This window comes from Enterococcus sp. OL5 (genome assembly GCF_006491895.1).
Classification (GTDB): Bacteria; Bacillota; Bacilli; order Lactobacillales; family Enterococcaceae; genus Enterococcus_D; species Enterococcus_D innesii.
The window spans coordinates 95,670-109,290 of the sequence record NZ_VHIL01000010.1 but is presented as its reverse complement, the minus strand read 5'-3'; the positions used below and the strand labels follow the sequence as shown (position 1 = coordinate 109,290).

The following is a 13,621-nucleotide window of genomic DNA, read 5'->3' as shown; positions in this document are numbered from 1 at the left end:
CACTCGTTAATACTTTTAACGAGTGTACGGAGATTAGAGAAATGGTTTTCGATACGGATCAATTTTTCTTTCCAGATTCCGCCAGTCATGCTCATCTGGGACAGCTTTCAATAACAAGTAATCTGTTTCAATAATATAGTCTAAGAGGTACCGATTATAGTTTGTGACAATCAAATCAATATGATCGGCATTTAATATTTCTTGTGTCAGATGTTGCAATGGCAAAAAGGTCAACGTGTGCTTTGTCCCAAACTGTTGCATTGCACGAGTTCGAATCTGTTGGCAGATGAAGTGATCACCTTCTAGAAGAAAATAAATTCTTTTTGTCGGTGAATAAAAATCAAAAATCAAATCACTGTAGATCGTTAAACTCACACAAATATCTTCAAGATATGGCGCAGCCAAAAAGTCTTTTCTTTGATGCTTCTTTAAAAATCGTAAATTCCGTTGATAGTTTTCATTGTCAGAACGCATGAGAGATTCTTTGATGTCCTGTGCCTCTTTGTTCAATGCAGGAGCTAACGCATAGTTCACTTTTCTAGACAAAAAGAAGGATTGCAAGAAAATTTTTATCTTGGCATAGCTCTCATTTGTGAGCTCAAACTCTTGTAAGTAAGCCTCCGTAAGTTTGGCAATTTCTGATCCTTGATGAAACTGCTGGTAGAACTTTTCCTCCGATGCTTCTCGATCTAAGGTACGTTTACAAATAGTAACTAAATAAATCCATGCAAATTCTTCCTTCGCTAGTTCTACGCCGTAAAGCTTGTTGATTCCGTCTTTTAAAGAATACAGGAGGGAGAAGCTATTTCCTTTGTAGGCTAATTCAATCAAGTATTTCGGGACTGTTATCGGAAAACCAAGGCTCGCCCGTTTGATTGCAATAAAAAAAGTATAGTAAAAAGCAGCTGGTGTTGTTCCAGAGCCAATATCATATTGTCCTAGTTTGTTGTTTAACTGGGTTAAGACCAACTCATGCAATGCGGGGTCGGGAACAAGGGTATGGGCAGTATCAATCCCTTCGTAATAAAAGTCTTTGAAGAATTTCCGTAAATCCGCTTCGCTCCCTTCAATTGTCAATGGATTCGACACCCATTTTAACCGATAGCTGCTCAATATTTTGTTCGATTGACCCAACAACCGTCGAAACGTGCTCTCAGAAAAATGATAATGATGGGCCAACTCGTCAATATCCATCAATTCCCCTTGAAAAATATGACCGATGATTTCAAATAAACACTCATTTTCTAGCAAATCTTGTTTCTTTTCTTGGTACACGGAAGGTTTTTTCTCTTCAAAAAGAAAGCCACTATTCCCCGAAATTAGGGTGATACAATCACCAAAATAGTCTTTCACATACTTGAGATCATTTGCAATTGTGCGTTGTGTGACTTGCATCTTTTCTGCCATTTCACCAATTGTAAATAAACGATCTCGTTCCATCACACTCAAAACTCGAAATAAGCGCTTAGTTGTGCGATTACTGATAAATGCTAACTGTAAGTCTCTCATATTCTCCGCCTCATATCTCACTACGTCTTTTGTCTAGATGTTACATACATAACACAACAACAAAAAATGAGCAACACACGGCTCTTAACCACTTCATAAAAAAATAAGCTGCTTCTAAACACAAAAAGGCTCAAACGCTCTTATGCTTTTCCATTATTATCTATTTGCTTACAAAACATTCTAATCTCCTTAGCGATGGTGGAGAAGAGGAATGCTCTCGAGCTTCTTTCATTGCAAAAATCTCCTATAAATGGTTTAATGGTTTAAACTTTTAAACCATACAGGAGAGACAATTATGATAGATTATGCCAATCTGCAACAAGATTTTTCTGAATTAAGTGATTTTTTAATCGCGCTAGGTGACAAAAAAAGACAAGCTATCATCATTCGGTTGCTAGAAGAGGAAAATTGTGCTGGCTTACAGGTCACTTCCTTATTAGAGGCCACCAATTTATCTAGACCCGCCATTTCACATCATTTGAAAATCTTGAAAGAAGCCAAAATCGTGAATTTCAGGCAAGAAGGAACAAAAAATTATTACTATCTCGATCATGAGCAAACAGAAATAAAAAAACTCCAATCCTTTTTAACGAAAGTCATTCACATTATGAACGAGAGGGACCATTCATGAAGAAAGTATTAGTTGTTGAAACAAACATTCAAAAATATGCTGGCACGAACGAGGCTACCGGACTTTGGTTAGGAGAAAGTGCCGAGTTTCTAGATGAGGTCTATCAACAAGGGGTTGACGTTGATTTCGTAAGTCCATTAGGAGGCTTTGTTCCTCTAGATCCAAGAAGCATGAAATATATAGATCAAGCCATTATGAACATTTATCTGGAAGAAAATTTCATTCAAAACGGCTTGATTCAAACGAAAAAACCCGCAGAAGTAAATCCAAATGACTACCATGCGATTTATTTTACCGGAGGGCATGGTGTCATGTGGGATTTTCCTGATAATAAAGAGCTTCAAGAACTCGCTTTAGCTATTTATGAAAACAATGGGTATATTTTATCTGTTTGCCACGGAATCGCTGGTTTACTAAATATAAAAGATAGAGAAGGAAGCTTTTTGATTTCTGGAAAAAAAATCACAGGATTTACGAAAACCGAAGAATTTCTCGCCGGGAAAATGAACAAAGTTCCTTTCTTTAATCAAACCGCCGCAGAAGAAAGAAACGCTCAATTCAAAAAAAGACGCTTTTATAAAGCATTTGCCCTAAAAGATGGGCGGATCATCACTGGCCAAAATCCTTTTTCTGTACGTGCTGTAGCAAAACTATATCTTGAGGAGGTACAGTCATGCAAACAATTTTAGGAAGCAATGGACAAATCGGCTATGAACTAGCAAAAGAACTATACAAAAATTACACAAATGAGCTTCGGCTAGTTAGCCGGAAGCCTCAAAAAATCAATCCTACAGATCAGATCGTTTCCGCAGATTTGATGGACTTTTCGCAAACGAAAAAAGCGATTGAACATAGTGAGATTGTTTACTTCACTGTTGGGTTACCGATGGATGCGGAGCTGTGGGAAACCAATTTTATGAAAATCACAGAAAATGTCATTCGCGCTTGCCAAGAAGCACAGAGCAAACTGGTTTTTTTTGATAATACTTATATGTATCCAAAGGATCGTACACCCCAAAAGGAAGACACGCCATTTTCTCCAGCAGGCAGGAAGTCCCTCGTACGCTCTAAAATGGCTCAATTGGTTTTATCCGAGATGGAAAGTGGCCGTTTAGATGCGGTGATTTGTCGAGCCCCAGAGTTTTACGGCCCTGGCAAGACCCAGAGCATTACTAATACACTCGTCTTAAACAATATAGTCCACAATGCTCCCGTCAAAATACCTGTCAATAAGGACACTTTACGCACACTTATATGGACACCTGATGCTAGCCGAGCAATGGCCCTTATCGGAAATACGCCTAGTGCCTATAGCCAAACTTGGCATTTGCCCTGTGATACACCTCATAGTTTCCAAGACATGATCGATCTCGCCGAAAAAATTGAAGACAAACCATTGAAATACCGCGTCATTCCTTTGTGGCAATTTAAACTTGCTAAGCTATTCAGTAAAAACGCGCGCGAACTAAGTGAGTTATTACCTAGATACACGGTGGATAATCTTTTTGTCTCTGATAAATTCAAAAAGGCATTCCCTCATTTTAAGATCACAACGTTTGAAGAAGGCATTAGGCAGGTACTTGTTGAGAATAGGGCAGGATGACTGACAACACTTTATTAACCCCAATGAAGAGAATGACTGATGAGAAGCTACCCAGCTTTTAGTAAATCAAATTCAAAGGATGTTCGCGTTTGTAGAAAGTTGAATCTTTACCGTTAGCAAAACCGTTCATTACACCGTCACTATTATTAATAAAAAGGATATTCATCCCACCCAAACACAATTAGCACAGGAATATAGAAAGCCAATTAGGCGTAGGCCTAATTGGCTTTAATAAGACATTCTGTTTCCTTTTTCTTTGCTCGGGCTAATAGAAAAAAAACAAGCACTAAGAAGTAATTTTGAGGCAGCTAGACAACAATATAACTGAAGACGAGAACGAAAGAAAAAATTCTTATTTGCGACATTCGATTACGCAAAAAATATATATGAACATCTATTATTAGCCATCCTTTTTTCTAACTCACATTTTAGTTAACCTTTTTATCTATCCCAACTGCTATAAAAACTCTCTCACACGTTCTTTAACATGCTGCTATTGTTCCAACTTCTTTATTGCTAAAGCTAAGCAGCCGATCAAACCTGCATCGTCAGCAAGCATTGGAGTTAGTAAGTATTCTTCAAGAGCAGGGGTATCCACATAGGAACCCATTTTTTCTTTAAACGCTTGGCGAATCAACTCGAGTAGTTGCGGCTGTTTCATTACACCCCCACCTAAAATTATTACTTCCGGTGCATATAGTAACGTTGTGTTATACACACACTGAGCAAGATAATCTGCCTCAATCGCCCAATAAGGATGATCAAATGAAATGGTCTGGGCTTTTCTTCCAAAGCGTTTTTCAATCGCGGGGCCTGAGGCTAACCCTTCCAAACAATCATGATGAAAAGGACAGATTCCTTCAAATTGATCTTCATTATGACGTTGTAAGAGCATATGTCCCATTTCAGGATGACTGAAACCTGTGACTATTTTTCCATCGACTACAGCACCACCACCAACACCAGTACCAACGGTGTAATAAAGAACACTATTTTTACCTTTTCCATACCCTGCCATATATTCTCCATAACAAGCAGCATTTACATCGGTAGTCCAATAGATGGGAACCGACAAGGCGTTTTCCAAAGCTCCTACAAAATGATAATTTTGCCAAGCTACCTTCGGAGTGTTGGTGATATATCCGTAAGTTCTTGATTCGATTTGAATATCAATTGGCCCAAATGCTCCTACACCAATTGATGCGATATTTCCTTTGTACTTATCAAAGAAATCAAACACTTGCTTCATCGTTTCTTCTGGTGTTGTGGTAGGAAAACTTTTCCGTTCTATCACTTGTAATTGTTCATTACCAATCCCACAGACAAACTTTGTTCCACCAGCTTCAATTCCACCATATAACATTTTATCTACACCTTTCATTCACTTATCTTCAAAAAAAGAAACGTATTTGCACTAAGCAAAATCGTTTCTCACTAAAGGTTTCGTTGTGCCACCTTCGCCAAATTCAATCGGCAATACGGTACGTTTTTCTACTGTCTCTCCATTAATGACAGCAATTAATTTTGCCACTGCCACTTCCGCCATTTGCTTTGTAGGTTGGGCAATTGTTGAGACGAGATAAGGGTCTCCTTCTGTCATCTTTTGACCATCAAATCCGATAACTTGGACATCCTCTGGTACGTTTTTCCCTATTTTTTCAAGCATACCAATGACAGCTAATGCCATCGGATCGTTGATCGTAAAAATCCCATCGATATCAGGATTCTCTAACAAAAAATTTGTTACACGTTCTGAGAGATGGTCTAAAGGTTCTAACATATCTAACGCTTTATAGGAAATCCCCAGTTGACGGCACTCGATCTCAAAATATTTTCGACGACTCTTCGTTTCATTCGGTGTTTCTTGGTACCCACCGATATATGCTACATTCTGACATCCTCGGCGATAAAGTTCATTTGCAGCCAAACGTCCACCGGCCGCATTGTCAGCGGTCACATAAATCACCTCTTCAGTGAAATAACGGTCAATACTAACAAAAGGCAGATTACTCGAAATGTATTCATCGATATCTGAATAAGTAATTCCAATGATGCCGTCTACTTTATTTTGGCTGACCATCTGGATATATTCTTGTTCTTTTTCACTATTCCCACTGGAGTTACACAAATAAAGCTTGTAGTTTTGTCTTTCTAATGCTGTTTCTACATGGTAGGCAAATTCGCCAAAAAATGGATGCCATACAGTGGGTAGAATCAAAGCAACCGTATTCGTATGCTTCATCTTTAACCCCCGGGCATAAAAATCTGGTTGATAGTTTAACTCTGTCATTGCTGCTTCAACTTTTTCTCTAGTAGAAGCTTTAACAGAGCCGTTATTCAATACCCGGGAAACAGTTCCTACTCCGACACCTGCTAATTTTGCGACATCTTTCATTGTTGCTTTCATAGTTGATCCCTCACATTTCTGCACAAGTTTAGTATAATGAATTTTGTCATAAATTACTAATTTTTTCAAAATACTAATAGCAAAGCCATGGGAAATCTAGCTATCTGTTCTTTTCTAAAAATATTATCCTTCAAAACCTATTAAATAATTGATACACCGCCTAAGCAATCAAACATTTATTTCACACTCGCTGTTTCAAAAGCTTGAATACGACTTTCTCCAATCGAATGAAACAAGATATCTCGAGCTTTTTCCAGCTCATAGAAAGTAGCCGTCATAACTTCTAAACCATTAATAAAGACTTCAACTGATGAGGTATCTCTAAAAATCTCAAGAACGAGCTGATTATCAATCAAAGGTACTTCAACTTTTCGGACATTCAGAGATTCTTCTTCCGCCCCTGTAAGCTCTCTTCCTAGTTTCTGACGATCCAATTCAAAAACCTGTTTAGCAGTGTCATAAGTTAGTTTGAGACAATCCGTCTTAGACCGCAGTAATTCAATTGTAAAAACTTCTGCTTTCTCCAAATCTGCGACTAGATGTAAATATGAAGAATCCGACAGTGCGTTTCGAAATACGACTGATGTGTCAGTCACTGCGATATTTTCACTGCCTTGTTGATAAACTAAATGACTATATACAGTTGAGATGGGTTTTTGTACCAATCGATTTTTTTTCACTCTTAACTCTCGGGGCAAACTCATAGAGCCTGCCCAAAGATGGCCTAACTCATGTGTAGGCAATGTACGATCCCACATCTGCATCCAAGCAATCATCACCCGTCCACCATTAGGATCTGTTGTTGTTTGTGGTGCATAAAAATCCATTCCAAAATCCATTTCATGGAAATTATCAACTATCATCTGACCTGTTTCCCAGTCTACCTCACCAATACAAGCCATGGTAGAACTGATATTATGATATTCCAGTCCGTTCTTCTTGATTTGTATCGGTGACATGATTAAGACATCTCGTCCGTCTAAATGGAATAAATCAGGACATTCCCACATTATTCCTTGCTCTGAAGTCCCTTCTAGCAACACAGAGTAAAAGTGCCAAGTATACAAATCTGACGATTGAAACATCACTATTCTACCAGTAGACTGTGTAGATTTAGTAGCTACTACCATATAGTAAGCATCGTTGTGAACAATTACTTTAGGATCACGAAATTCTTGTATCAGCCCATTTTCACCTAGCTGTTTTTCTGCTACCACAGGATTACCACTGTATTTGCTAAAATGAATACCATCTTCAGAGACCGCCAAACATTGATGCTGATGGCTAATACCATCAATTTCTTGGCACCCTGTATAAAATAAATATAGTTTTCCGTCTCTTTCAATTGCACTTCCTGAGAAACACCCGCCACTATCATAAGGTTGATCTGGGGCTAACGCTACTGGTAGATCTTCCCAATGGACCAAATCACTACTGCGCGCATGTCCCCAATGCATAGGCCCCCATCGACTATCGTAAGGATAGTATTGATAGAAGAGATGGTAATGCCCTTTGTAATATATAAACCCATTGGGGTCATTTATCCACCCGACGGGTGCGGAAAAATGATAGTTTTGTCGATACTGAGGGTTAACTTTTCCTCGCATCATTTCAATAAATCGATTTGCTTTATCCAAAATCGCCGTTTCTTCTACTAACACTTATTGTGCTCCCTTCAAAAAATTATCATAGCCAGTTTGTTTTATTTGAATCCATTCTTCCAAACCTACACGTTCCAATTCAGCAAGGTATTCTTCCCATTCTTCATCGATTTTACCGCCGGTGATCCACTCTGCTCTTTTGCGATAGATGTAATCCCACATATCTGTTTCAATTTTTGCTAATCGATCTGTTTCTTCTTTTTCTAAAAAGACACGTGGATAGATATTGTCTTCTGTAATATATGGCAAATACGTGTCATGCATCAAATCTAAACGCCACTTCGCATCATCTGGCATAGTAGTGACTGTGCCGTAATAAGAATCAAGAACTGCTAATGGTCCTCCAGCTTCGGTCTTTTGTCTTAGTTCCCCCGGTGCTGTCCCCTCTAAAGGCAAATGTTTTAACATACCATCCTTTAATTCAAAAATATTCGCCTGTGCTTCATCACCGTAGGTTCCCCAGTTATTTTGGACAGACTGTAACGGTTCATACATTTTATCTATCCACCTAGCTGTAAGTTCCAAGTTTTTATTCGCACTAGTAATTACGAAACGATCTCTTGAGAAACCCATGCCATTCGTACGAGTAACGTGTTTCGTTCCATCTGGTCCCGCTAAGACTGGCAAGACGTCATAACTATCATCTGCACCCGTGATATTTGCTTTATCCCAAGTAAAGTACACGCCATACTTATGTTCTTTCCCTTTGGCAACATAAGTATTCCAATCTTGTTCGAAAGCCTCTTTATCAATAAGACCTTTATTATTCATTTCATTGAAATATTTGATGGCTTCTTTATACCCTTCTTTGTTAGCAGTAAATTGTACCTGGCCATCGTTATCAACGACTAAGTGGTCATCATTATCACCTAGACCGAATGCCCCCATTAAAAATTTTAAGTCTTCGTTTCCTCCATTGTTAATAAAGCTAAAAGGAATTTCATCTGCTTCACCATTACCATTTGGATCTTGCGTCTTGAAAGCCTCCAACACAGTCATCAACTGATCAGTGGTTTGCGGCATTTCAAGACCCAAATTATCCAACCACTCCTTGTTGATCCAAGCCATCCCATTTACTGTATGAATCGACTCTTTTCCTTCGCCTAATTCTTCAATCCAAGGCATAGAGTAAATGTGACCATCAGGTGCAGTAGACATTTGTCGGTATTCGGGGTTTTCATCAAAAATTTTCTTCAGATTTGGCATATATTCTTCGATCAAGTCTTCAATCGGTACAATAACGCCACTTTCCGCCCAGTTTAATAAATCATAGTCACCTGCAGCGGCGTTGAAGATGGCATCTGGTAAATCCCCACTAGCGATATCCAAATTTCTTTTTTCGGCAAAATCACTACTGTAGTTTGTCCAATCAATATGGAGATTGGTCTCTTCTTCTAATCGTTGGAAAATCAATTTGTCATTAGGATCATTGGGAGCCAAAGGGGCACTTTGAGACATCATTTTTAAAGATACTTTTTCTTTCAATGGAAAAGAGACATTTTCTAGTTCATAATCAGGGCTTGATTTACTCTTTTCTTTTGAGCCTCCACAAGCCCCCAAAATTAGTACGGAAGTAAAAACGATTGGCAGCATCCATTTTGCTTTCATCTTAAAATCTCCTTTATAATTTTTATTCATACAAATAGTGAACAATACTTACCCTTTAACAGAACCAACTAAAACACCTTTATCAAAATATTTTTGGAAGAAAGGATACATTATGATTAATGGCAGACTAGAAATGACGATCGTTGCGTATTTGATCAACTCAGCAATTTGTTTCATTTCTGCCATGGCAGTATTGGCTCCCACCATGTCTTGTGAAGGTTGGTTTTGGATCAAAATATTTCTTAATACGAGTTGCAACGGCTGTAAGTCGGGATCTTTGATGTAAATCATGGCATCAAAATATGAGTTCCATTGCCCAACAAAGGCATATAAAAACAATACGAACATAATTGGTTTAGCTAATGGAAGCATGACTTTGAACAGTATTTGCAAGTCATTGGCGCCATCGATAGTAGCAGCTTCAGAAAGTTCTTTTGGCAAAGCACTAAAATAGGTACGGGCTAAGATAATATTCCACACATTTATAGCACCTGGTACGATAATCGCCCATACACTATCTAACATGCCCAAGTTCTTTACCAATAAATAGGTAGGTATCAAGCCGCCACCCACGAACATTGTAATGACAAAAAAAGTCATAATAATCTTTTTCCCCGCCAAGTTAGGTCGAGACAAAGGATACGCAGTGATCATCGTAATAAATACAGTCAATAAGCTGAAGCTAAAAGAGTAAAACAACGAATTTACAAAACCGCGTAAAATGGAATCATCTGCAAATACCCGTTGATATCCTTGTATTGTCCAATCTTTCGGATTGAAGCTTATACCTTTATTGATCAAAGTAGCTGGGTCCATAAAAGAAGCTACCAGTACATAAATCAGCGGAACAATGGTGATGACGACTAAAAAAGTTACAATCACTCGATTCAACCATAAGATTTGACGGTCGATTTTTGATAAAGCACTATTCATAATTTTCTCCTTTCATTACAAGCCTTGACCATCGTTTAGCCGCTTGGTTATATTGTTGACAATCAGTAATAAAACGACATTAATAATCATATTGAACAGACCAACAGCAGCAGAGTAGGCATAATCACCTGATTGCAAGCCGACTTTGTATACATAAGTGGAAATGATTTCTGATGCAGGGATGTTCATTGAAGTTTGCATCAAGTAGGCTTTTTCATATCCTACATTCATAATACCGCCGGCGGCCAAGATGAAGCTGATCACCATCACAGGCCTCAATGCAGGCAAATCGATATGCCAAATCTTTTGTAAAATATTTGCCCCATCGATATTTGCTGCCTCATATAAATCGGTACTGACTCCCGCCAGTGTTGCGGTGTAAAGAATGGAGGACCAGCCGATTCCTTGCCAAATTCCCGATAAAATATAAATCGTTCTGAAATAAGCTGGATTAGACATGAACATAATTGGTTGCCCCGTAACCTTTTCTACTAACCCATTAATAGGTCCATTTGCGGATAGGAACAAAAACAGCATCCCCACGATAATAACTACTGAGATAAAATTCGGCGCATATAGAATCAACTGGATTTTCTGTTTTATTTTTTTATTGATAATTTGATTCAAGCTCAGTGCTAAAATAATTGGTGGAAAAAAACCTAACAATAAACCATAAATGCTAATTTTTAATGTGTTGCTCAGCAAAAGCGTAAAATTTGGTGAACTGATAAATTCCCTAAAGTGATCTAGTCCTACCCAAGGACTTTCCAAAATTCCTAGCATAGGATTATAGTCTTTAAATGCAATCACAGCACCGTACATTGGCACATACTTAAAGATAAACGTCATGATGATACCTGGTAAGAGCAACACGTACATCCACTTATCACGCCGCAACTGTTTCTTTAATTTTTCCCACTTCGAGATATTTTTTTTATCCCGTTGTACCGCCCTTATCTCACCACCTGGTCCCAATGTCTTTTCCAATTCAATCTCCTCCCAATACATTTTAGAAACGTTTCCATTTTCGTCTAAAAAAATAAAAATTTAACGAAGATGCATTTTGGAAACGTTCCCACTATTTTCGTTTATAGATTACCATAGCCATTTTTTTAAGTCAATATTTTTTTGTAATTATTCTTTCACCCACACTAAGCTTCCTTCAATTCATTTATGGTTTTCGAAAATTGTTAAAAAATAAGGATCTCGATTATTTCATTAATCCTATTTTTCTCTACTTTTCTAGCATTCTTCTTTTATGAGTTTACTTATCACAACTCGCATCCTCTAATCTCTTTTCTACCAATCATTCACTATTTAACCGTTCCAATCGGAAGATTATCTGGTTAATTATTTAAAAATAGCTCGGATTCACATTTATTTTTTGCTTTTTAACTAACTAAAAGCGAAAAGATAAGAGTTAGATATGTAAATGTATATAAGGTTAGGAGCTGGTAGATGAGCTTTTTAGGGGAATCTCGGAAAACTAAAGATATTCAAAAAAATTGTGAATTTACTCCAAATCAATACAAAGCTTTTCTTTCAAGTAATCAAGTTTTCTATAGAGACGCTTGCGCTTTCCTCCTATAGCAGCCCCATACTTAGTCAATCTCAATATACAGCCACATAATACTTTTGCATATGAATAATCTGTGATTAGATAACGAAGTACTTGTTTTCGTATCATTTCAGATTAGTATTAAAAGAAAGATTCGGTCTAAAATTTCTCAGGTTTTCTATTGAACGAACTTTTTGTGTTGGACCATTTTCTACGCAAGGACAAAAAAAATTCATCAACAAAGTGAACATCTTTGTGCCATAACTCCTAATATAACAACAAAAAAGAAGTGAATCTCAAAAATTATTTTACAATTTTTGAGTTCGCTTCTTTTAATAAACTTCCAGCAACATAACAATAGACTAAAGCCGAACCTTCTCTATTTGTACTCTGGCAAATAACCTGCATGGGCTTCAATTAATTCGTCCACTAGGCAAGTAATTGCTTCTATCGAGAGTTCTGAAGAAAGATGCGGATCTAGGTAAGCTGCTTGATAGATTTTCGACCGGTTCAATGTCAATGCAGCTTCGACTGTTAATTCTTGTACGTTGATGTTTGTTCGATTTAACGCTGCTAACTGGGTAGGCAGTTGACCTACATAGGTTGGTTGAATGCCGTTCTTGTCCACTAAACAGGGGACTTCGACACAGCAGTCTTCAGGAAGATTGGTTATGAGTCCTTTATTCAAAACATTCCCTGCGATAACAGAAGGAGTATCAGTCACAATTGAATCCATAATGTATGACGCATATTCATTACTGCGAGTATGGGTTAATTCCCCATTCATAACAATACTTTCCCTCATCTGATTCCAGTCACTAATTTGATTTTCACAGCGGCGCAAATACTCATCTAGTGGAATATCGAAACTATCGATTAATTCCGGGTACAATTTTTTAATAAAGTAGGGATGATATTCTGCATTGTGTTCACTGGATTCTGTGATGTAATAGCCAAAACGTTTCATCAGTTCAAAACGCACCGAATCTTGATGAGGATGTGGTTTTGCTGCTGCTAGTTCTCTGACTGTTGGATAAAAATCTTTCCCGTCTTTTGTCAATTCCAGTAAAAAAGCCATATGGTTGATCCCGGCGATCTTCCACTGAAATTCATCAGCATTATATTGTTCTGAAATCCCCAGTTGTTTAAACAATTCTGACACACAAACTTGCACACTATGACAGAGTCCAACAGCTTTAATCTTCGTTCCTTTCAAAACACCCATCGTCAACATCGCCATTGGATTGGTGTAATTTAATAACCAAGCTTGAGGGCAGACCTCCTCCATTTCTCTTGCAAACTCTAGCATCACTGGCAATGTCCGTAGGGTGCGGAAAATCCCACCGATCCCCATGGTATCACCAATGGTTTGTCTTAGACCGTATTTTTGGGGAATCTCAAAATCAATCACTGTAGATGGCTGGTAGCCACCCACTTGGATTGCATTGATGACAAAATCTGCACCGGTTAAAGCTTCTTTGCGATTCTGATAGGTTCGGATTTTTGCCCGATCATGATTGGCATTTTTATTGATCGTTCTCAACATCAGCTCCGATTCTCTAAGCCGCTGTTCATTGATATCGTATAACGCAATATCAGCCTCAGATAAACTTGGGGTCAGCATCGCATCCCCCAACACATTTTTTGCAAATATTGTACTTCCTGCACCAATAAATGTAATTTTAACCATATACTTGCTCCTCTCAATCTC

At 38.0% G+C, this 13,621-nt stretch carries 11 protein-coding genes; 3 read left to right on the top strand and 8 right to left on the bottom strand.

Annotated features, from left to right (window positions below):
• Positions 1-33: 33 nt before the first annotated feature.
• A complete protein-coding gene (locus FJU10_RS12360; protein WP_008381810.1) occupies positions 34-1,509 on the bottom strand; it encodes a helix-turn-helix domain-containing protein in 1,476 nt (491 codons plus the stop codon).
• A 295-nt stretch (positions 1,510-1,804) separates the two neighbouring features.
• On the opposite strand from FJU10_RS12360, the gene FJU10_RS12355 reads away from it, so the two are divergent.
• The 3 genes from FJU10_RS12355 to FJU10_RS12345 are packed head-to-tail and all read left to right on the top strand — an operon-like array spanning position 1,805 to position 3,743.
• A complete protein-coding gene (locus FJU10_RS12355) occupies positions 1,805-2,140 on the top strand; it encodes an ArsR/SmtB family transcription factor (RefSeq protein WP_016621152.1) in 336 nt (111 codons plus the stop codon).
• Entirely contained in the window at positions 2,137-2,829 is a 693-nt protein-coding gene (locus tag FJU10_RS12350) for a type 1 glutamine amidotransferase domain-containing protein (RefSeq protein WP_008381806.1), read from the top strand. Before FJU10_RS12355 ends, FJU10_RS12350 begins: the two co-directional genes overlap by 4 nt.
• A complete protein-coding gene (locus FJU10_RS12345) occupies positions 2,814-3,743 on the top strand; it encodes an NAD-dependent epimerase/dehydratase family protein (RefSeq protein ID WP_086298873.1) in 930 nt (309 codons plus the stop codon). Before FJU10_RS12350 ends, FJU10_RS12345 begins: the two co-directional genes overlap by 16 nt.
• Positions 3,744-4,236: 493 nt before the next feature.
• Here FJU10_RS12345 and FJU10_RS12340 read toward each other — a convergent pair whose 3' ends face one another.
• The 7 genes from FJU10_RS12340 to FJU10_RS12310 all read right to left on the bottom strand — a co-directional run bounded on the left by FJU10_RS12340 (position 4,237) and on the right by FJU10_RS12310 (position 13,600).
• A complete protein-coding gene (locus FJU10_RS12340) occupies positions 4,237-5,106 on the bottom strand; it encodes an ROK family protein (RefSeq protein ID WP_061053450.1) in 870 nt (289 codons plus the stop codon).
• Between the two features lie 51 nt (positions 5,107-5,157).
• Positions 5,158-6,150, bottom strand: a complete 993-nt coding sequence (locus tag FJU10_RS12335) for a LacI family DNA-binding transcriptional regulator (protein WP_002323463.1) — start codon at positions 6,148-6,150, stop codon at positions 5,158-5,160.
• 176 nt (positions 6,151-6,326) lie between these two features.
• A complete protein-coding gene (locus tag FJU10_RS12330) occupies positions 6,327-7,811 on the bottom strand; it encodes a glycoside hydrolase family 32 protein (protein WP_140966059.1) in 1,485 nt (494 codons plus the stop codon).
• Positions 7,812-9,419: an ABC transporter substrate-binding protein gene (locus tag FJU10_RS12325; RefSeq protein WP_061053451.1), complete on the bottom strand. Its 1,608-nt coding sequence runs from the start codon at positions 9,417-9,419 to the stop codon at positions 7,812-7,814.
• Positions 9,420-9,467: 48 nt separating this feature from the next.
• Complete coding sequence (locus tag FJU10_RS12320) at positions 9,468-10,352, bottom strand: carbohydrate ABC transporter permease (protein WP_005230433.1); 885 nt, start codon at positions 10,350-10,352, stop codon at positions 9,468-9,470.
• A gap of 15 nt (positions 10,353-10,367) precedes the next feature.
• The gene (locus FJU10_RS12315; protein WP_086372459.1) at positions 10,368-11,360 is read right to left on the bottom strand and encodes an ABC transporter permease; all 993 of its coding nucleotides are present in this window, start codon (positions 11,358-11,360) and stop codon (positions 10,368-10,370) included.
• A gap of 929 nt (positions 11,361-12,289) precedes the next feature.
• Positions 12,290-13,600, bottom strand: a complete 1,311-nt coding sequence (locus FJU10_RS12310) for an alpha-glucosidase/alpha-galactosidase (RefSeq protein WP_140966058.1) — start codon at positions 13,598-13,600, stop codon at positions 12,290-12,292.
• Between the last annotated feature and the right edge of the window lie 21 nt (positions 13,601-13,621).